General features: G+C 72.9%; 15 protein-coding genes. 11 read left to right on the top strand and 4 right to left on the bottom strand.

Annotation, left to right across the window (positions count from 1 at the left end):
- Positions 1–348 carry an SCP2 sterol-binding domain-containing protein gene (locus tag ACZ5WG_RS34395; RefSeq protein WP_468728352.1) on the bottom strand — a complete coding sequence of 116 codons (348 nt, stop codon included), beginning with the start codon at positions 346–348 and terminating at the stop codon, positions 1–3.
- A gap of 65 nt (positions 349–413) precedes the next feature.
- On the opposite strand from ACZ5WG_RS34395, the gene ACZ5WG_RS34390 reads away from it, so the two are divergent.
- From ACZ5WG_RS34390 to ACZ5WG_RS34370, 5 genes are all read left to right on the top strand, one after another.
- Entirely contained in the window at positions 414–743 is a 330-nt protein-coding gene (locus tag ACZ5WG_RS34390; RefSeq protein ID WP_468728351.1) for a hypothetical protein, read from the top strand.
- Between the two features lie 7 nt (positions 744–750).
- Positions 751–1,566 carry a TlyA family RNA methyltransferase gene (locus ACZ5WG_RS34385; RefSeq protein WP_468728350.1) on the top strand — a complete coding sequence of 272 codons (816 nt, stop codon included), beginning with the start codon at positions 751–753 and terminating at the stop codon, positions 1,564–1,566.
- Positions 1,563–2,504 carry an NAD kinase gene (locus tag ACZ5WG_RS34380; protein ID WP_468728348.1) on the top strand — a complete coding sequence of 314 codons (942 nt, stop codon included), beginning with the start codon at positions 1,563–1,565 and terminating at the stop codon, positions 2,502–2,504. Before ACZ5WG_RS34385 ends, ACZ5WG_RS34380 begins: the two co-directional genes overlap by 4 nt.
- Positions 2,505–2,556: 52 nt before the next feature.
- Complete coding sequence (gene recN, locus ACZ5WG_RS34375; RefSeq protein ID WP_468728346.1) at positions 2,557–4,320, top strand: DNA repair protein RecN; 1,764 nt, start codon at positions 2,557–2,559, stop codon at positions 4,318–4,320.
- Between the two features lie 307 nt (positions 4,321–4,627).
- On the top strand, positions 4,628–5,755 hold the full coding sequence (locus ACZ5WG_RS34370) for a glycosyltransferase family 4 protein (RefSeq protein ID WP_468728344.1): 1,128 nt from the start codon (positions 4,628–4,630) through the stop codon (positions 5,753–5,755).
- A 371-nt stretch (positions 5,756–6,126) separates the two neighbouring features.
- On the opposite strand, the gene ACZ5WG_RS34365 is transcribed toward ACZ5WG_RS34370, so the two are convergent.
- The 3 genes from ACZ5WG_RS34365 to ACZ5WG_RS34355 all read right to left on the bottom strand — a co-directional run bounded on the left by ACZ5WG_RS34365 (position 6,127) and on the right by ACZ5WG_RS34355 (position 11,157).
- Positions 6,127–7,746, bottom strand: coding sequence for a PucR family transcriptional regulator (locus ACZ5WG_RS34365; protein ID WP_468728342.1), 1,620 nt, complete (start codon positions 7,744–7,746; stop codon positions 6,127–6,129).
- Between the two features lie 22 nt (positions 7,747–7,768).
- Positions 7,769–9,148: an FAD-binding protein gene (locus tag ACZ5WG_RS34360; protein ID WP_468728341.1), complete on the bottom strand. Its 1,380-nt coding sequence runs from the start codon at positions 9,146–9,148 to the stop codon at positions 7,769–7,771.
- Positions 9,149–9,303: 155 nt separating this feature from the next.
- On the bottom strand, positions 9,304–11,157 hold the full coding sequence (locus ACZ5WG_RS34355; RefSeq protein WP_468728339.1) for a glycoside hydrolase family 15 protein: 1,854 nt from the start codon (positions 11,155–11,157) through the stop codon (positions 9,304–9,306).
- A 478-nt stretch (positions 11,158–11,635) separates the two neighbouring features.
- On the opposite strand from ACZ5WG_RS34355, the gene ACZ5WG_RS34350 reads away from it, so the two are divergent.
- The 6 genes from ACZ5WG_RS34350 (at position 11,636) to ACZ5WG_RS34325 (ending at position 19,451) form a co-directional block, all read left to right on the top strand.
- Entirely contained in the window at positions 11,636–13,279 is a 1,644-nt protein-coding gene (locus ACZ5WG_RS34350) for a CTP synthase (RefSeq protein WP_468728338.1), read from the top strand.
- Between the two features lie 99 nt (positions 13,280–13,378).
- The gene (locus tag ACZ5WG_RS34345; RefSeq protein WP_468728336.1) at positions 13,379–14,008 is read left to right on the top strand and encodes an NUDIX domain-containing protein; all 630 of its coding nucleotides are present in this window, start codon (positions 13,379–13,381) and stop codon (positions 14,006–14,008) included.
- Positions 14,009–14,122: 114 nt separating this feature from the next.
- Positions 14,123–16,177 carry a tetratricopeptide repeat protein gene (locus ACZ5WG_RS34340; protein ID WP_468728334.1) on the top strand — a complete coding sequence of 685 codons (2,055 nt, stop codon included), beginning with the start codon at positions 14,123–14,125 and terminating at the stop codon, positions 16,175–16,177.
- A 152-nt stretch (positions 16,178–16,329) separates the two neighbouring features.
- Positions 16,330–17,445, top strand: a complete 1,116-nt coding sequence (gene ald / locus ACZ5WG_RS34335; RefSeq protein WP_389414282.1) for an alanine dehydrogenase — start codon at positions 16,330–16,332, stop codon at positions 17,443–17,445.
- Positions 17,446–17,937: 492 nt separating this feature from the next.
- On the top strand, positions 17,938–18,975 hold the full coding sequence (locus ACZ5WG_RS34330) for a ParA family protein (RefSeq protein WP_229340921.1): 1,038 nt from the start codon (positions 17,938–17,940) through the stop codon (positions 18,973–18,975).
- A complete protein-coding gene (locus ACZ5WG_RS34325; protein ID WP_133898427.1) occupies positions 18,960–19,451 on the top strand; it encodes a hypothetical protein in 492 nt (163 codons plus the stop codon). Before ACZ5WG_RS34330 ends, ACZ5WG_RS34325 begins: the two co-directional genes overlap by 16 nt.
- Positions 19,452–19,811: the final 360 nt, after the last annotated feature.

The following is a 19,811-nucleotide window of genomic DNA, read 5'->3' as shown; positions in this document are numbered from 1 at the left end:
TCAGAGCAGGCTCTTGAGGCGGAGCAGGTCGCGGAAGCCGGCTTCCAGGCGGACTCGGCCGGAGGCCCAGGCCCTGGCGAACTTCAGCTCGCCCGCGACCATCGCGACCAGGTCGTCGCCGCTCATCGCGAGCCGGATCTCGGCCTTGGCGGCGGGCGGGCCCGGGGAGACCGCGTCGACCCGGATCCGGCCGCCGTCGAGGCGGCCCGTGAAGGTCTGGTCCAGGTCGGTGATGTGGCAGCTCAGGGAGCGGTCCAGCGCGGCAGCGCCGCGCACGTCGCCGTCGGCCCGTGCGAGGTTGCCGGAGAGTTGGTCGAGTGCTGCTCGGCACTCATCGATCGTAGCCATCGTGATCTCGACCGTACCGCAGAGCCGTGCGCGGCCGCCCGGGTGCTTCGGGGTAGCGTCGGGGCATGACCGACGACTTGGCCGAAGCGGTGGCGAGCGTACCGGACGTATCGGATGTTCCAGATGAAACGGATGCATCCGATGCATCCGGCGTATCGGGGGAGGCGGCTCCCGAGCCTGCGCTCGGCCCCGCCGGGCCCGATCCCCTCGGCCTCGTCCGCACGCCCACCGGCCATGCCGGGGTCGACGCGCACCTGGAGCGGCTGGCCGACGCCGATCACCTCACGGCGGACGGACACGTCGCGGTGTACGAGGATGTGCACAGGGGGTTGCGCGACGCGCTGACCGCGCTGGACGCACCGCCCGTCCCCGGACCGTACGAAAACAGGAGCTGAACCGAACGTGGCAGGAGTGGCACGCCGCCGCCTGGACGCCGAACTGGTACGCCGCAGCATGGCCCGCTCGCGCGAGCACGCCGCCCAGCTGATCGCCGCGGGCCGGGTGACCGTCGGCGGCGCCACCGCGACCAAGGCGGCCACCCAGGTCGAGACCAGCGCGGCCCTGGTGGTCCTCAAGGACGACAGCGACCCCGACTACGTGTCCCGGGGCGGCCACAAGCTGGCCGGTGCGCTGGAGGCCTTCCAGCCGCAGGGGCTGGCCGTCGAGGGCCGCCGGGCGCTCGACGCCGGCGCCTCCACCGGCGGGTTCACCGACGTGCTGCTGCGCGCGGGCGTGGCCCACGTCATGGCCGTCGACGTCGGCTACGGGCAGCTCGCCTGGTCGCTGCAGAGCGACGACCGGGTCACCGTCAAGGACCGTACGAACGTCCGCGAGCTGACGGTCGAGCAGCTCGACGGGCTCCCGGTCGACCTCGTCGTCGGCGACCTGTCCTTCATCTCCATCGGCCTGGTGCTGCCGGCACTGGTGCGCTGCTGCGCCCCGGACGCGGACCTGGTGCTGATGGTCAAGCCGCAGTTCGAGGTCGGCAAGGACCGCCTCGGCAGCGGCGGCGTCGTGCGCAGCCCGGAGCTGCGGGCGGAGGCCGTGCGCGAGGTGGCGGCCCGGGCGGCGAAGCTGGGGCTCGGTGTTCTCGGGGTGACCGCGAGTCCGCTGCCGGGTCCGTCGGGGAACGTCGAGTACTTTCTGTGGCTGCGGGCGGGGGCACCGGCACTCGACCCGGCGGATGTTGACCGTGCAGTGGCGGAGGGGCCGCAGTGACTGATTCAGCGGATACACCGGGTACATCGGAGACGTCTGGTTCGACGGGGCGGACGGTCTTCCTGCTCGCGCATACAGGGCGGCCTGCGGCCATCCGCAGCGCCGAGCTGGTCGTGCAGGGCCTGCTGAAGAGCGGGCTGGGCGTACGGGTCGTGGAGTACGAGGCGAGAGACCTGCCGCTGCCGCCCGAGGTGGAGCTGGTCTCCGAATGCACCCCCGCGGTGCTCGAGGGCTGTGAGCTGCTGATCGTGCTGGGCGGCGACGGGACCCTGCTGCGCGGCGCGGAGTTCGCGCGCGGCTCCGGGGTGCCGATGCTGGGCGTGAACCTGGGCCGGGTGGGCTTCCTCGCGGAGGCCGAGCGGGACGACCTGGACAAGGTCGTGGACCGGGTCGTGACGCGTGCGTACGAGGTCGAGGAGCGGATGACGCTCGACGTGCTCGTACGGACGAACGGCGACGTCGTCCACCGGGACTGGGCGCTGAACGAGGCCGCCGTCCAGAAGGTGTCCCCCGAGCGGATGCTCGAGGTGGTCCTGGAGATCGACGGGCGCCCGGTGTCCGGCTTCGGCTGTGACGGGATCGTCTGTGCGACGCCGACGGGTTCGACGGCGTACGCCTTCTCCGCGGGCGGGCCGGTGGTCTGGCCGGAGGTGGAGGCGCTGCTGATGGTGCCGATCAGCGCCCACGCGCTGTTCGCGAAGCCGCTGGTGACCTCGCCGGACTCGGTGCTGGCGGTGGAGGTGCAGCAGGGGGTACCGCACGGGGTGCTGTGGTGCGACGGCCGCCGGATGCTGGAGCTGCCGGCCGGCGCCCGCGTGGAGGTCCGGCGCGGGGCGGTGCCGGTGCGGCTCGCCCGGCTGCACCACGCTTCGTTCACGGACCGGCTGGTCGCGAAGTTCGCGCTGCCGGTGTCGGGCTGGCGTGGGGCGCCTCACTGAGAGCCCACCTAATAGCACATGCGTTCGGGAAACTCTCGACGGGTGACGTCACATGGCACCGGTGAAACCTCGGTATCGTCGTCCCGTGCTTGAGGAGATGCGGATACGGTCGCTCGGGGTCATCGACGACGCGGTGGTCGAGCTGTCGCCCGGTTTCACCGCGGTGACCGGCGAGACCGGCGCGGGCAAGACGATGGTCGTCACCAGCCTCGGCCTGCTGCTCGGCGGTCGCGCCGACCCGGCCCTGGTACGGATCGGGGCCAAGGCGGCGGTCGTGGAGGGCCGCATCGTCATGCGCCCCGACGCGCCCGCCGCCGTACGCGCGGAGGAGGCCGGGGCCGAGCTCGACGACGGCACCCTGCTGATCAGCCGGACCGTGTCCGCCGAGGGGCGTTCGCGCGCCCACGTCGGCGGCCGCTCCGTGCCCGTCGGCCTGCTCGGCGAGCTCGCGGACGACCTGGTCGCCGTACACGGGCAGACCGACCAGCAGGGCCTGCTGCGGCCGGCCCGGCAGCGCCAGGCCCTCGACCGGTACGCGGGCGATGCCGTCGCCGTCCCGCTGGAGAAGTACGGGGCTGCCTACCGGCGGCTGCGCGCGGTGGCCGTAGAGCTCGACGAGATCACCACCCGGGCCCGGGAACGGGCCCAGGAGGCCGATCTGCTCCGCTTCGGCCTCGAGGAGATCGCGGCCGTGGAGCCGCTGGCCGGGGAGGACGTGGAGCTGGCGGCCGAGGCCGAACGGCTCGGCCACGCCGAGTCGCTGGCCTCGGCGGCGCAGATCGCACACGCGGCGCTCGCCGGCAACGTCGAGGACCCGGAGGGCGTCGACGCGAACACGCTCGTCGCGGGAGCCCACCGGGCCCTGGACGCCGTACGGTCGCACGACGCGGCGCTCGGAGCGCTCGCGGAGCGCATCGGGGAGCTCGGGATCCTGCTGGCCGACGTGGCCGGGGAGCTGGCCGGCTACGCCGACGACCTGGACGCCGATCCGCTGCGGCTGGCCGCGGTGGAGGAGCGGCGGGCGGCCCTGACCCAGCTGACGCGCAAGTACGGCGACTCGATCGACTCCGTACTGGAGTGGGCCGAGCGGGGTTCGGCGCGGCTGCTGGAACTGGACGGCGACGACGAGCGGATCACGGAGCTGACCGCCGAGCGGGACGGGCTGCGGGCCGAACTGTCGCTGCTGGCGCAGGCGCTGACGGACGCGCGGGTGGAGGCGGCGACGCGGTTCGCGTCGGCCGTCACGGAGGAGCTGGCGTCGCTGGCGATGCCGCACGCGCGGGTGACGATCGACATCCGGCAGGTGGCGGACCCCGAGGGGGTGGAGGTCGACGGCCGCCCCGTCGCGTACGGGCCCTCGGGCACGGACGAGGTCGAACTGCTGCTGGCCCCGCACCCGGGCGCCCAGCCGCGGCCGATCGCCAAGGGCGCCTCGGGCGGTGAGCTGTCGCGCGTGATGCTGGCGGTGGAGGTCGTGTTCGCGGGCTCCGACCCGGTGCCGACGTACCTCTTCGACGAGGTCGACGCGGGCGTCGGCGGCAAGGCGGCCGTCGAGGTCGGGCGGCGGCTCGCGAAGCTGGCCAAGTCGGCGCAGGTCGTGGTCGTCACGCACCTGCCGCAGGTGGCGGCCTTCGCGGACCGGCAGCTGCTGGTGGAGAAGACCAACGACGGGTCGGTGACGCGGAGCGGTGTCACCGTCCTGGAGGGCGAGGACCGCATCCGCGAGCTCTCGCGCATGCTGGCCGGGCACGAGGACTCGGTTTCCGCGCGGGCGCACGCCGAGGAACTGCTGGCGGCGGCGCGCGCGGACGCGTAGCGGCGGCCTGGCACAGGCCGGTTCGGGGGCGGGGCCCGGGGCGCGCGGAGCGTCCCGGGCCCTTGCCGTGGTTCCGGGGATGTCCGGGGGAGACCCGCCGGGACGCCGGGACGCCCGGGTGGCGCGGGGGGAGGCCCGGGGTGGCGCGGGGGTGGCGTCGGGGTGACGGGCGCTACGCCGTGTGGGTGAGCCGCGGGGGTGTGTCGCGGTATCTCCTGCGGGATCCGTACCCGTATGGTCCCGGAACGCGCGTGCGGACTGGCATCCTGGGCGACGTCCCTGCCTCCCTCACCTTGGAGCTTCGGCCGTGAGCAGCTCCCCGGTCTCGATCCCGGCCCCCGCGCAGCCGTACGGGCGGCCGCCGCTCCGCACCGTCCAAGTACTCGGCGGTGCGGGCGCGGGCAGCAGCGCGCACGTACGGTCGCTCACGACCGGGCTCGCCGCGCGCGGGGTCCGGGTCACGGTGTGCGCGCCCGTCGAGGCGGAGGGGGAGTACGACTTCACCGGCGCCGGAGCGCAGTTCACCCCGGACGCGGTGGGTGCGCTGCGGGCCGTGTGCGCCGGGGCGGACGTGGTGCATGCGCACGGAGTGCGGGCCGGGATGCGGGCCGCGCTGGCGCTGCGCGGGCGGCGGGTACCGCTGGTGGTGACCTGGCACAGCGGCGGGCCGGCGGCCGAGGGGCCCTTCGGGCGGCTGGGGCGGGTGCTGGAGCGGCACGTGGCGCGGGCCGCGGCGGTGGTGCTGGGCGCCTCCTCGGACCAGGTGGACCTGGCCCGGGCGCGGGGCGCGCGGGACGCGCGGCTGGCACCGGTGGCCGTGCCGATGGGCCCGGCGGGCGCGGCGGGCCCGGACGCCGGGGCGGACCCCGGCAAGGTGCGGGCGGAACTCGGGGCGGTGGAACGGCCGTTGCTGATCGCGGTCGGCAGCCTGGTGGAGCGACGGGGGTATTCCGTACTGCTGGACGCGGCGCGGGCGTGGCGGGTGCTGGAGCCGCTGCCGCTGGTGGTGATCGCCGGGGAGGGCCCGCAGCGGGCCGAGCTGGCCCGGCGGATCGAGGCGGAGGGACTGCCGGTACGGCTGCTGGGGCGGCGCCGGGATGCGGCGCAGCTGCTGGCGGCGGCGGACATCGCGGTGCTGCCGAGCCGGTGGGAGGCGCGGTCCCTGCTGGCGCAGGAGGCAATGCGGGTGGGTGTGCCGCTGGTCGCGACGGCGGTCGGCGGCGTGCCGGAGCTGGTCGGGGACGCGGGGGTGCTGGTGCCGTACGGGGACGCGGCCGCACTGGCCTCGGCGGTGACGGACCTCCTGTCGGACCCGCCCCGACGCGCCGCCCTCGCCGCCGCAGGCCACGCCCAGGCGGCCGGCTGGCCCACGGAGGACGACACGGTGGCCCAGATCCTGTCGGTCTACGACGAGTTGATGGACCGCCGCAAGTAGCCCCGGCGGGTCCTCGTCCAGCCGCGCCTCATATACCGGCGGGCCGGAGTCGCCGGGGTCTGGGGCGCAGCTCCAGGGAACGGTGGAAGGGCGGGTAGGGGACAAGCCCCGCAGGGCCACCCACCGGCACCCGGACCCCGCCCGCGCCGCCAGGGGGTACGGGCAGCGCACAGCGGCCGAGGCCGGGATCTGCCCGGCGGCCCGGCGGCTGATCAAGGGCCGGTCCCTGTTGCGCGTGACACGCAGCCGCCCACCGGCCGTGGTGAGACGTCGGCGGGGGAGGGACCCCGGCCGAGGTCCGCCGGACGGAGTTCGGCGCAGCGGCGCGAAGCCGGGGAGGCGCCTTGGCGCCGAGCCGTGCGAGCGGCGCGTCAAGAAGCAGTGTGACGGCGGGCGCGCAGGGCCAGGCTGAGGGAGAGGACCGTCTCCGGGTCGTCCAGGTCGGTGCCCAGGAGCTCCGAGATGCGGGCCAGGCGGTTGTACAGCGTCTGGCGGTTGAGGTGCAGCTCGCGCGCCGTCTCCGCCTTGCGGCCCGCGTGGGCCAGGTAGGTCTCCAGGGTGGGGAGGAGCGGGGGGCGGGACGTCGTGTCGTGGGTGCGCAGTGCTCCGATCGCGCGGTCCACGAACGCCGCCAGGTCGGGGTGTTCACGGAGCCGCCAGAGGAGCAGGTCGATGTCCAGGCGGCGGGCGTCGTACCAGGGGCGGGACGGGAGGCCGTGGGCGGCCGTTGCCGTTTCCGCCGCGTGGCGCAGGCCCGAGGAGGCCGCCGCCCAGCCGCCCGCCACGCCCACGACCACCGCCGGCGGGGCCGCCGCGCGGTCCAGGCCCGCCCGTTCCACGCCCGCCCGCAGCGCCGCCGCGACCCGGTCCGCCACCGTCGCGCGTTCCGCCTCGGTCCGCAGAGAGACCAGCAGGGGTACTCGGCCTTCCACCGGGCGTACGCCCAGGAGTACCGGGACGCCCACCGACGCGAGCTCCTCCAGGACCGCCCTGGCCAGGACCGCCCAGTTGCCCGACGGGCCCAGCTCCGAGGACAGCCGCATCACCACCGGCAGGAGCGGGCCCGACCCCGGTTTGAAGCCCAGTACGCGGGCCTGCGCCGGGGCGTCCTCCGCCGAGATGCGGCCCTCCGCCAGGTCCGTCAGGAAGTCCCCCCGGCCGCGCGCCGCCAGTTCCTCCTCCTGACGGGCCTGCATCAGGACCACTGCCAGTACGCCCGCCGTCCGCTCCGCCGCCATCCGGTGGACGGGCAGCAGCGGCGCCGAGACGCCGAGCAGGACCACCCGCGCGCGGACCGAACCCGTGCCGTGGCCGCCGCCGGGGACGTCGATCAGCACCGCGTTGGCCGACGGCTCCGCCTCGCGCTGGCCCCGCAGCCCCTCCCAGACCTGGAGCGGGTCCGCCGCGGCCTCCCCGGAGACCGGGCCCGCCGCGTACAGGAGTTGGCCGTCGGTGGTCTCCAGGAACACCGGGTTCCCGGTGAAGTCGGCCAGGATGTGCAGGACTTGGGGGATGCCACCACCGCTGAGCAGGGCCTCCGTACAGCGCCGGTGGACCTCCTCGGCCCGCTGGAGCAGGGCGTAGTGGTGGTTGACGATCTCGGTGTGGACCTCCTCGGTCACCGCCACGAACGGCACCTCGCGGTGCAGCTGGACGAGCGGGAGCCCGGCCGCCCGCGCCGTCTCGACGAGCGTGGCCGGGAGCCGGGTGAAGCGCGGGCCCAGTTCGACCACCAGCGCGGCGATCCCCCGGTCCGCGAGGCGCCGTACGAAGGCACGCTGCTCGGCGGGCCGGGTGCCGAGGCCCAGTCCCGTGGTCAGCAGCAGCTCCCCGCCCTTGAGGAGGGAGGCGATGTTCGGCACCTCGCCCGCGTGCACCCAGCGGACGGTCCGGCCGAGGCGGTCGGCGCAGGCCACCACCTCCGGCAGTCCGCTGCGCAGCCCGGGCAGCTCCAGTGCCCGCTGAACGGTGATCCCGCCCTGGTTGTCCATGTCGCGGGACGCTATCAGGGGGTCAGGCCGGCTTGATGTTGTGGTTGAAGCGGAACACGTTGTCCGGGTCGTACGCCCGCTTCACCGCGCCCAGCCTGGCCAGATTCTCCGCGCCGAGACCGGCCGTCACGCGCTCGGCGCCCTCGTCGCCGGTGAAGTTGAGGTAGACCGCGCCGGTGCTCCACGGCTGCACGTGGGCGCGGACGTCCTTCACCCACTGCACGTTGCGCTCGTCTTCGGCCGCGTCCTCCCAGATGCCGAACGGGTGCACCGCCCAGGGCGCGTCCCGGTACGGAACGGGGAACTCCGACGGCCCGTCCACGATGGCCCCGCCCTGCGGGAACATCACGTGCTGGGTCCCGCCCGTCGGCATCACGTCGCCGAGCGCGCAGAAGACGCTGACGAGTTCGTCCGGCAGGCCGGTCACGTACTCCGCGGACCAGTAGTTCCGCAGGCCCGGCGGGTCGTCCAGCATGCACTGGAAGTCCGCGTAGGGGAGGGCGGTGAGCACCTCCACCTCGTGCGGCAGCGCGAGCAGCGGCCCGGCGAGCCTGCGCAGCGCCTCCTCGCCGCCCGCGTACGTGAGCAGCGCGCCCGCCATCAGGGTCCCGACGAGCTGTTCCGGTACGAAGGGCTCCGGCGGGGCGGTCAGGTAGATCATGCCGCCGCCCGCCTCGTCGGGGCCGTTCTCGACGACGTCGCGGTAGGTGCGCAGCACCTCCGGGCCGGCCTCGGGCGGGTACAGCAGCAGGCAGATGGCGAACTCCGGCAGCTCGTGCAGGCGCAGGGTGACCGAGGTTGCGACCCCGAAGTTCCCGCCGCCGCCGTGCAGGGCCCAGAACAGCTCGGGGTTGTCCTCGGCGGTCGCCGTCACGGTCGCGCCGTCGGCGGTGACCAGGTCCACTCCGAGCAGGTTGTCCACGGCCAGCCCGAACTTCCGGTCCAGCCAGCCCGAGCCGCCGCCGAGGACGAAACCGGTGGCCCCGGTGGTGGAGACCCGGCCGCCGGTGGTGGCGAGCCCGTACGGCTGGCAGGCGCGGTCCAGCACGCTCATCACCGTGCCGCCCCCGACACGTACGGCCTTCGCCCCGGGATGGACGGTGACCTCCTGCATCCGGCGCATGTCGACGACCACGCCGCCGTCGTTGAGGGACATCCCGGCGACGCTGTGGCCGCCGCCCCGCACTGCGACGGGCAGGTCCAGCTCGCGGGCGAAACGGACGGTGGTGACCACGTCCGCCTCGCTCTCGCAGCGGGCGATGACCGCTGGGCGGCGGTCGATCATCGAGTTGAAGATCGTGCGGGCCTCGTCGTACCCGGGATCGTCGGGGGCGAAGACCTCACCGGCCAGATCCTCGCGGAGCGCGACCAGGGCCTGGCCGGCCTTCGAACGGGGAGTCATGGCTGCGGCCCTCCTTCCGGAGGAGGCGTAGGACCTATCCAGCGTAGGCGGGGGCCGCCCGTAGGGCGCGGCGGAGCCGGTGGCGGCAGTGCGCCGCGGGTGGCCCGGGGGCGCTGCCCCGGGCCACCCGCGCCCCGAACGCCGGCGGGGCCGGATCAGCCCCCGTACGCGCCGCTCGCCGTCAGGCGGAGGGCCGTGTCGATCAGGGGGACGTGGCTGAACGCCTGCGGGAAATTGCCGACCTGGCGCTGGAGGCGCGGGTCCCACTCCTCCGCCAGCAGCCCCAGGTCGTTGCGGAGCGCCAGCAGCCGTTCGAAGAGGTGGCGGGCCTCGTCGACGCGGCCGATCATCGCCAGGTCGTCCGCCATCCAGAACGAGCACGCCAGGAAGGCCCCCTCGTCGCCCTCGAGCCCGTCCACGCCGGCCTCCTCCCCGGTCGTCGGGTAGCGCAGGATGAACCCGTCGGGCGTGGACAGTTCGCGCTGGATCGCCTCGATGGTGCCGATCACCCGCTTGTCGTCCGGCGGCAGGAAGCCCATCTGCGGGATCAGCAGCAGCGAGGCGTCCAGCTCCTTCGACCCGTACGACTGGGTGAAGGTGTTGCGCTCCTTGTCGTAGCCCTTCTCGCACACGTCCTCGTGGATCTCGTCGCGCAGTTCGCGCCACCGGTCCAGCGGGCCGTCCGCGTCCCCGCTCTCGATCAGCTTGATCGTGCGGTCCACGGCCACCCAGGCCATCACCTTCGAGTGCACGAAGTGGCGGCGCGGGCCGCGCACCTCCCAGATGCCCTCGTCCGGCTGGTCCCAGTGGGCCTCCAGGTAGCGGATCAGCTTCAACTGGAGCACCGAGGCGTAGTCGTTGCGCGCCAGGCCCGTCATGTGGCCCAGGTGCAGGGCCTCGGTGACCTCGCCGTACACGTCCAGCTGGAGTTGGTGCGCGGCGCCGTTGCCGACCCGGACCGGGCGGGAGTTCTCGTACCCGGGCAGCCAGTCCAGATCGGTCTCGCCGAGTTCCCGCTCGCCCGCGATCCCGTACATGATCTGCAGGTTCTCCGGGTCGCCGGCGACCGCGCGCAGCAGCCACTCGCGCCAGGCCTGGGCTTCCTCGCGGTATCCGGTGCGCAGCAGCGAGGAGAGGGTGATGGCGGCGTCGCGCAGCCACGTGTAGCGGTAGTCCCAGTTGCGGACGCCGCCGATCTCCTCCGGGAGCGAGGTGGTGGGGGCGGCGACGATGCCGCCGGTGGGGCCGTACGTGAGCGCCTTGAGGGTGATCAGGGAGCGGATCACGGCCTCGCGGTAGGGGCCGTGGTAGGTGCAGTGGTCGACCCACTCGCGCCAGAACGCGGCGGTGGTCGCCAGGGCCTCCTGCGCGTCGGGGGTCTCCGGGGCGCCCTTGTGGGAGGGCTGCCAGCTGATGCAGAAGGCCTTCCGGTCGCCGGGGCCGACGGTGAAGTCGGAGTACGTCGTCAGGTCCTTGCCGTACGTCTGCGCGTCGGTGTCCAGCCAGACCGAGTCCGGGCCGGCGACGGCGACGGTGCGCCCGTCGACCTTGTGCACCCAGGGCACGACCCGCCCGTAGCTGAACCGCATGCGCAGCGCGGAGCGCATGGGGACGCGCCCGCTGACGCCCTCCACGATGCGCACCAGCTGCGGTGCGTGGTCCTCGCGGGGCGGCATGAAGTCGATCACGCGGACCGTGCCGCGCGGCGTCTCCCACTCCGATTCCAGGATCAGCGAATCACCCCGGTAGCGGCGGCGCGTCGCGGCAGGGGCCTCGGCGCCCCCCGGGAACGCCGGGCCGATCCGCCAGAAGCCGTGGTCCTCGGTGCCGAGAAGGCCAGCGAAGACGGCATGGGAGTCGAAACGTGGCAGACACAGCCAGTCCACCGAGCCGTCCCGGCAGACCAGTGCGGCGGTCTGCATGTCCCCGATCAGTGCGTAATCCTCGATGCGCCCGGACACGTAGATCTCCAGTCGAACGGCCACGTCCGCCCCGAAGGGCGCTTGCATTGCGCGGTTGCGCGGTCCCGTGGGTGTGGATCCCCGCACTGAGCTCATGATTCCGGATGCGGCCGGGTTACGCCGTCTGCCGGACTGCTCGGCGGCGATGTGAAGCGATATCCGAGCAGGATATGACGGCACCCTAGTGATCTCCTGAAGTCGGGGGACAATGTGACTCGACCAAACGGGTGACCCGAGGGGTGACCAGCGCGAACGGCGGCGGAACCGGTAGCCGGCCGGGCGGTGGCGCTCGGTCGAGCGCCCGTAGCGGCGCGTGGCCGGAGGCGGACGGGCCCGGGCGCTGATAGGCTGGTACCCCGTGGACCGGTGGTCTGCCTGTGCGAATCAGGAGCCCCGAAACCGCAGCTTCGGCGCCCCCTGAGAGCCTCCGGTTCGATGGTGGCCGGCGCCGGACGCACCTTCACTTCGCGACCACGGGAGCCCCCTCTTGGCGACGCCGCCCGCTGCTTTTCGAAACAGCACAGCCATGACGACCAAGCACATCTTCGTCACCGGGGGTGTCGCTTCGTCCCTCGGCAAGGGCCTGACGGCCTCCAGCCTGGGTGCGCTGCTCAAGGCGCGCGGCCTGCGGGTCACGATGCAGAAGCTCGACCCGTACCTGAACGTCGACCCGGGCACGATGAACCCGTTCCAGCACGGCGAGGTGTTCGTCACCAACGACGGCGCCGAGACGGACCTGGACATCGGCCACTACGAGCGCTTCCTCGACGTCGACCTGGACGGCTCGGCCAACGTCACCACCGGCCAGGTCTACTCGCAGGTCATCGCCAAGGAGCGGCGCGGCGAGTACCTCGGTGACACCGTGCAGGTCATCCCGCACATCACCAACGAGATCAAGCACCGCATCCGGCGCATGGCGACCGAGGACGTCGACGTCGTCATCACCGAAGTCGGCGGCACCGTCGGCGACATCGAGTCGCTGCCCTTCCTGGAGACCGTCCGCCAGGTCCGCCACGAGGTCGGCCGCGACAACGTCTTCGTCGTGCACATCTCGCTGCTGCCCTACATCGGCCCCTCCGGCGAGCTGAAGACCAAGCCGACCCAGCACTCGGTCGCGGCCCTGCGCAACATCGGCATCCAGCCCGACGCGATCGTGCTGCGCGCCGACCGCGACGTCCCCACCTCCATCAAGCGCAAGATCTCGCTGATGTGCGACGTGGACGAGGCGGCCGTCGTCGCGGCGATCGACGCCAAGTCGATCTACGACATCCCGAAGGTGCTGCACACCGAGGGCCTCGACGCGTACGTCGTGCGCAAGCTCGACCTGCCGTTCCGCGACGTCGACTGGACGGTCTGGGAGGACCTCCTCGACCGCGTCCACAACCCCGACCACGAGGTCAAGGTCGCGCTCGTCGGCAAGTACATCGACCTGCCCGACGCGTACCTGTCGGTGACCGAGGCGCTGCGCGCCGGCGGCTTCGCCAACCGGGCCCGCGTCCAGATCAAGTGGGTCACCTCCGACGACTGCAAGACCCCGGCCGGCGCCGCGGCGCAGCTCGCCGACGTGGACGCGATCTGCGTGCCCGGCGGCTTCGGCGACCGCGGTGTCAACGGCAAGGTCGGCGCCATCACCTACGCCCGCGAGAACAAGATCCCGCTGCTCGGCCTGTGCCTGGGTCTGCAGTGCGTGGTCATCGAGGCCGCGCGCAACCTCGCGGGCATCGAGGACGCGAACTCCACCGAGTTCGACGCCTCCACCCCGCACCCGGTGATCTCCACGATGGAGGAGCAGCTGGCCTTCGTCGAGGGCGCGGGCGACCTGGGCGGAACGATGCGCCTGGGCATGTACCCGGCGAAGCTCGCCGAGGGTTCGATCGTGCGCGAGGTCTACGGCGACCAGGCGTACGTCGACGAGCGTCACCGCCACCGCTACGAGGTCAACAACGCGTACCGCGGCGAGCTGGAGAAGAAGGCGGGCATCGTCTTCTCCGGCACCTCCCCGGACAACAAGCTCGTCGAGTACGTCGAGTACCCGCGCGAGGTGCACCCCTACCTGGTGGCCACCCAGGCCCACCCGGAGCTGCGCTCGCGCCCGACGCGGCCGCACCCGCTGTTCGCGGGCCTGGTCAAGGCGGCGGTGGAGCGCCAGCAGGCCGCCGCGGCCAAGTGACGGCCCAGAGCAGCCTGACCGCATAACGTAGACAGCCGGGGCACGGAACGTGTCCCGGCTGTCGCGTTTTCGGAAGGGTACGGGGTACGGATCATGGCCATGGGCATCGCAGACGCGGGGGAGTCGTGGGAGGTCATCGCCTCGCGGACCCCGTTCGAAGGCGCGAAGACGGCGGTCCGCTCGGAGCAGGTGAGCATGCCGGACGGGTCGGTGGTGCGCCGGGACTACCAGGTGCACCCGGGATCGGTGTGCGTCCTGGCACTGGACGACGAGGGCGGCGTACTGGTCCTGCGCCAGTACCGGCACCCCGTACGGCACAAGCTGTGGGAGCTCCCGGCAGGGCTGCTCGACGTACCCGGTGAGAACCCGCTGCACGCGGCCCAGCGGGAGCTGTACGAGGAGGCCCACGTCAAGGCGGAGGACTGGCGGGTGCTCGCGGACTTCTTCGCGTCCCCCGGCGGGTCGGACGAGGCGATCCGGATCTTCCTGGCGCGCGGCCTCTCCGAGGCGGAGGGGGCGCGGTACGAGGTCTCGGAAGAGGAGGCGGACATGGAGATCGCCCGCGTCCCGCTCGCCGACCTGGTCCGCGGGGTGCTGGAAGGCCGGCTGGGGAACCCGGGCCTGGTGACCGGAGCCCTGGCGCTGTCCGCTGCGCTCGCCGCCCCGGGCGGAATCGACGCCCTCCGCCCGCCCCAGACCCCCTGGCCGGCCCGCCCGTACGAGGCGTAACCCTCCCGGCCCGCTGCCTCGTGGCCCCGCCCCGGACCCCGCCCCTGCGGGGCGCCGGAGCCGGGGCCGCGGCCCCGGCGGCGTGGTGTGACCATCTGTTGATCCGATTGGGCGATGTGTCCGCCGCGCTCCCCACAGGTCGTCGCTCTGCGTGAACTACGCTCGCAACCCGAAGGCAGGGAGAGGAGCGGATCCGTGACGGATTTCGTCGGGCGGCGGCGTGAGCTCAAGGAGCTGCGCGAGGACATCGCACGGACCGGGCTCGACACCCTCTCGGGCCGCAAGGCCAAGTCGCCCAGGGCGCGCGTGCTGCTCGTCGCCGGCCGGCCGGGGTCGGGCCGCACCGCCCTCGCCGAGGCGTTCGTCCGCGAGATCGCCGACGACTACCCCGACGGGGTGATCAAGGTACGCCTGACCACCCCCGGCGGAGAGACGGTCGCCACCGAGCGGGCGATCCGGACCCTGCTGGAGGGGCTGGGGGAGGCCACGCCCCCCGGCGCCGCCGAGGACGAGCTCAGCTCCGCCCTGCGCACCGCCCTCGCCGGGCGGCGGATGATCCTCCTCGTCGACGACGCCGCCGATCCGTACCAGGTCGACGCCCTGCTGCCGGACACCCCCGAGTGCCTCGTCGTCATCACCGCCGAGGGGCCCCTCACCGGCATTCCGGATGTCCGCCCCTGCACCCTCGGCGGGCTGGACACCCCCTCCGGCGTCCAGATGCTCGCCCAGCGCATCGGGGACACCCGGATCGCCGTCGACCCCCGCGCCGCCGAGACCCTCGCCGAGGAGTGCGGGGGCCAGCCCGCCGCGCTGGCCCTGGTCGGCGGCTGGCTCGCCGCGCACCCCAAGGCCGCCGTCTCGGACGTGGCCAAGCAGCTCCACGACATGCCGCCCGGCACCAGCGGCCCGCTCGGGCGCGGCTTCCGGCTCGTCTACGAGTCCCTGCCGCAGCCTGCGCAGCGCACCCTCCGGTTGCTGCCGCTCGCCCCCGCCGGCATCGTCGACTCGCACACCGCCTCCGCCCTCGCCGGCTGCTCCGTGGCCGCCGCCCAGTCCACCCTGGAGGACTTCGCCGGGCTGGGTCTCGTCCGCCATGCGGCCAACGGGCTCTTCCTGCTGCCCGGCTGCCTCGCACCGCTGCTGCAGGCCCTGCTGGAGACCAAGGAGCGCGCCGCCGAGGTCCAGCTGGCCCGGGCCAGGATGCTGGAGCGCACCGTGCGCCTGCTGCACTCCTGCCGGGTCATGGCCCAGCCCGACGACGACACCGCGGGCGACGTACGGGAGAAGCTGGACGGGCTGCCGCGCGCCCTGCGGTTCCCCGATCGGCGGGCCGCCGCCACCTGGCTCGACACCCGGCTGCCCGCGCTGTCCGCGGCCGCCGCCCTGGCCGTGGCCGACGGCGGGCTGGACACCCTGGCCCGCCGGCTGGTCGCGGCCCTCGTACGGGCCCTCGCGGAGCACCGGGGCACCGCCGCGGCCGCCCCGGAACTGTACGGGCTGCACCGCCTGGTCCTGGACGTGGCCGAGCGCCGCAACCTGCACCGGGAGCAGGCCGCGGCCCTGCTGAACCTGGCCGACCTGGACGCCGAGACGGGCCGCACCCAGGAGGCGCTGGAGCGATACCGGGCCGCGCTGGACGCGGGACGGGCGGCGAACGACCCGTACGCGACCGGCCGCGCGATGGAATCCGTAGGCGGCGCCTACCAGGAACTCGCGGACTGGCACCGGGCCGCCGACTGGTTCGGCCGGGCCCTGTCCCAGGCCCTCGCGCGCGGGGAGCGGGCGGACGAGGCCCGGCTGTACGGACGGATCGGCAACGTGCACACGTACGCGGGCCGCTACGGGGACGCGCTGCGCAGCTGGCGGACCGCCGCCGCGGGGTACCGGAAACTGGCCGATGTGCCGGGCCAGGCAAAGGCGTTGAGCGAGATGGCGCGAATCCAGGAGTACGCCGGACGGCCCGAGGAATCGCTGCACACCTGCCGCGAGGCGGTGGAGCTCGCGCGCCGGGCCGGGGACCTGCGGCTTCAGGCCGCGCTCCAGGTGCGCCTCGCCGACACCCTCGACCGGCTGGGCGACCCGGCCGCTGCAAGGCTGCACCGCTCGGCGGCCGACAGATTGCTGGGAGACGACCCCGCAGCCTGCGAAATCCGTAGTGGTTCCGACTGAGATTATTGGTTTGCAAGGCTAGACAGCGCGTCGTCCTTCATTAGACTGGCTTCACCACGACATCCCGTGGTGCATCCCGTTGCGCGTTCTTGTGGGCGGGTATGTATGGAAGTGCCCCGAAAAATCCCCTGAGCCAAGGACCGTGATCGACGATGAAGGTCGGCATCCCCCGCGAGGTCAAGAACAACGAGTTCCGGGTCGCCATCACGCCCGCCGGCGTGCATGAGCTGGTCCGTAACGGCCACCAGGTCTTCATCGAGCAGAACGCCGGTGTCGGCTCCTCGATCACGGACGCGGAGTACGTCGCCGCCGGCGCCGAGATCCTCGGCACCGCCGACGAGGTCTGGGCCACCGCCGACCTGCTGCTGAAGGTCAAGGAGCCCATCGCCGAGGAGTACCACCGCCTCCGCAAGGACCAGACCCTCTTCACCTACCTGCACCTGGCGGCCTCCCGCGAGTGCACGGACGCCCTCCTGGAGTCCGGTACCACCGCCATCGCGTACGAGACGGTCGAGCTCGCCAACCGCGCGCTCCCGCTGCTCGCCCCGATGTCCGAGGTCGCGGGCCGCCTGGCCCCGCAGGTCGGCGCCTACCACCTGATGCGCTCGGCCGGCGGCCGCGGCGTGCTCCCCGGCGGTGTCCCCGGCACCCACGCCGGCGAGTGCGTGGTCATCGGCGGCGGCGTCTCCGGCTGGAACGCCGCGCAGATCGCCATCGGCATGGGCTTCCACGTGACCCTGCTCGACAGGGACATCAACAAGCTCCGCGAGGCCGACAAGATCTTCGGCACGAAGATCAAGACGATCGTCTCCAACGCCTACGAGCTGGAGAAGGCCGTCATCGAGGCCGACCTCGTCATCGGCGCGGTGCTGATCCCGGGTGCGAAGGCCCCGAAGCTGGTCACCAACGAGCTCGTCGCCAAGATGAAGCCCGGAAGTGTCCTTGTCGACATTGCGATCGACCAGGGCGGCTGCTTCGAGGACTCCCGTCCGACCACCCACGCCGAGCCGACCTTCCAGGTCCACAACTCGGTCTTCTACTGCGTCGCCAACATGCCGGGCGCGGTGCCGAACACCTCCACCTACGCGCTGACGAACGCCACGCTGCCCTACATCGTGCAGCTCGCGAACCTCGGCTGGGTCGAGGCGCTGCGTCGTGACCCCGCGCTCGCGCTGGGCCTCAACACCCATGACGGCCAGGTCGTTTACGGCCCGGTCGCCGAGGCCCACGGCCTCGAGACCCTCGAGCTGAGCACGCTGCTCGGCTGATCGGTCAGACCCCGTCAACGACTGACGTCAATCTCACGTATCCGGCCGGACCTTGCCCGCAAGGTCCGGCCGGACGCGTTTGCGACGGGTGAACGGGCGCGGTTCAACTCGCCTCGAACGTAACCCTTTAACCCTTTCGCACACCCGCGAAACTTCGCGGCGACAGCCCGGACGCCCTTGACAGAGTGGTGTTCGGTTGCCGACACATCGTTGCCGGTCCGACGGATTGTGTTGCCGCTGAGTGGTGACACGCCATAGAGTCGCCAACCGTCGGCATGGTGCCACGCTGACCTATCGATAAGTGTCCTGGTCACGTCCGAGGAGGTAAGACGACTTGTGAATGAGTCGACATTTGCTCCCGGAGGTGGTCGAGCGGGGACGCGCCCCCAGCGCCCTGCAGGCGCGGAGGTGCCCCCGGACCGGGGCCAAGGACCCGCCGGACTCGAAGCGGTCGGCTCCGTCGCAGTACGCACCTTCGCAAACCACCAGCACATGACGACGCCCCAAAAGAGCATGGACGGCCTAGACGTGAACTCCAGGGCCGGCGACCTGAGCGGCGAAAAGCCCGTGGGTTTCGCCGACTACGAAAATGTGCCCGAAGGGCACTTCTACGACCCGGACGCGGAGTACGAGCCCGACCCCGAGTACGCGGCCACCCTCGCTCCCGACGCTGCCCGCCAGCGCCGTGAGCGGATCGGCCCGACCGGACGGCCGCTGCCGTACTTCCCGATCCCGGGTCCGCTGACCGACCACGGTCCGGCGAAGATCATCGCGATGTGCAACCAGAAGGGCGGCGTGGGCAAGACCACGTCGACCATCAACCTGGGCGCCGCACTCGCCGAGTACGGGCGCCGCGTGCTGCTCGTCGACTTCGACCCGCAGGGCGCGCTGTCCGTGGGCCTCGGCGTGAACCCGATGGAACTCGACCTGACGGTCTACAACCTGCTCATGGAGCGGGGCATGTCGGCCGACGAGGTGCTGCTCAAGACGGCGGTCCCCAACATGGACCTGCTGCCGAGCAACATCGACCTGTCCGCTGCAGAGGTGCAGTTGGTCAGCGAGGTCGCGAGAGAGTCGACGCTGCAGCGGGCGCTCAAGCCCCTGATGGCCGACTACGACTACATCGTGATCGACTGTCAGCCCTCGCTCGGCCTGCTGACCGTGAACGCCCTGACGGCGGCTCACAAGGTCATCGTCCCGCTGGAGTGCGAGTTCTTCGCGCTGCGCGGCGTGGCGCTGCTGACCGAGACCATCGAGAAGGTGCAGGAGCGGCTCAACCCCGAGCTGGAGCTCGACGGCATCCTCGCCACGATGTACGACTCCCGTACGGTGCACAGCCGCGAGGTGCTGGCGCGTGTCGTCGAGGCCTTCGACGACCACGTCTACCACACGGTCATCGGCCGGACGGTGCGCTTCCCGGAGACCACGGTCGCCGGCGAGCCGATCACCACGTACGCCTCCAACTCCGTCGGGGCCGCCGCCTATCGCCAGCTGGCCAGGGAGGTGCTCGCCCGGTGTCACGCCGAGTGAGTCTGCCCGGAGCCGACGAACTGTTCCGTACGACCGGGGGGATGGCGCTGCAGTCGTCCTCGCCGAGGCGGGGCCCGGAGGAGGCACCCGCCGGGGAGCACGCGGCGGCTTCGGCGGAGGGCACGGCGGGGGAGGGCCGCAGCCGGGAGGCCGCGGCCGGTACGGAGCCGGTGGTGGCTGCACCCCGGCGCTCGCAGGAAGGTTCTGTCAGTCCGGAACCCCGGCGGGGCAAGGGCCAGGGCCGCGGGGCGAACCGCCGGCCCAGCGGGCGTGAACGGCACGACGAGAAGATCACGGTCTACGTCTCCGCCGAGGAGCTCATGGACCTGGAGCACGCGCGGCTGGTGCTGCGCGGGGAGCACGGCCTGGCGGTGGACCGCGGCCGTATCGTCCGCGAGGCGGTGGCGGTGGTCCTGGCGGATCTCGAGTCCCGCGGCGACGCGAGCATCCTGGTCCGCAGACTCCGCGGCCGCTGACGGCCTGTCCGGCCGTCAGGCCGTCCGGCCGACGCCGGGGGGCCTGCATACGGTGCGCGGGTCGGCTGTGCGGCGGGAGTCGCCGGGCCGGTGGCCGGTGCTGTGGCCCGGTGGCGGTGGCGGTTTCGGTGGCGACCGTGGTGGCGGTGGCGGCGGTGGCGGTGGCCGTGGTTTCGGCGGGGCGGTGTCGGTGGAGCGCGGGGCACGGCCCCGCAAGCAGGCCCGCAGCCGCCCCTGCCCGCCGGGCCCGCGGCCGTCGGCGGCCTGCGGCTCGTCTTCCCCGTACCTCAAGACGCCCCCACCGTCGCCCCGCCCCACGTACCCGCACCTTCCGACCACTGGTGCTGCCCGTCGGTCGTG

The sequence above is a fragment of the Streptomyces sp. NPDC032745 genome (assembly GCF_055579465.1).
The sequence above is the reverse complement of the archived record's forward strand: the minus strand, read 5'-3'. Positions and strand labels throughout refer to the sequence as shown.

What these genes read in the sequence shown, in the direction of transcription:
- ACZ5WG_RS34350 (WP_468728338.1), top strand. Translation starts at nt 11,636, where the DNA reads ATGACGACCAAGCACATCTTCGTCACCGGGGGTGTCGCTTCGTCCCTC.
- ACZ5WG_RS34345 (WP_468728336.1), top strand. Translation starts at nt 13,379, where the DNA reads ATGGGCATCGCAGACGCGGGGGAGTCGTGGGAGGTCATCGCCTCGCGG.
- ACZ5WG_RS34395 (WP_468728352.1), bottom strand. Translation starts at nt 348, where the DNA reads ATGGCTACGATCGATGAGTGCCGAGCAGCACTCGACCAACTCTCCGGC.
- ACZ5WG_RS34355 (WP_468728339.1), bottom strand. Translation starts at nt 11,157, where the DNA reads ATGCAAGCGCCCTTCGGGGCGGACGTGGCCGTTCGACTGGAGATCTAC.
- ACZ5WG_RS34330 (WP_229340921.1), top strand. Translation starts at nt 17,938, where the DNA reads ATGACGACGCCCCAAAAGAGCATGGACGGCCTAGACGTGAACTCCAGG.
- ACZ5WG_RS34360 (WP_468728341.1), bottom strand. Translation starts at nt 9,148, where the DNA reads ATGACTCCCCGTTCGAAGGCCGGCCAGGCCCTGGTCGCGCTCCGCGAG.
- recN (WP_468728346.1), top strand. Translation starts at nt 2,557, where the DNA reads ATGGCACCGGTGAAACCTCGGTATCGTCGTCCCGTGCTTGAGGAGATG.
- ACZ5WG_RS34390 (WP_468728351.1), top strand. Translation starts at nt 414, where the DNA reads ATGACCGACGACTTGGCCGAAGCGGTGGCGAGCGTACCGGACGTATCG.
- ACZ5WG_RS34365 (WP_468728342.1), bottom strand. Translation starts at nt 7,746, where the DNA reads ATGGACAACCAGGGCGGGATCACCGTTCAGCGGGCACTGGAGCTGCCC.
- ACZ5WG_RS34340 (WP_468728334.1), top strand. Translation starts at nt 14,123, where the DNA reads ATGTGTCCGCCGCGCTCCCCACAGGTCGTCGCTCTGCGTGAACTACGC.
- ald (WP_389414282.1), top strand. Translation starts at nt 16,330, where the DNA reads ATGAAGGTCGGCATCCCCCGCGAGGTCAAGAACAACGAGTTCCGGGTC.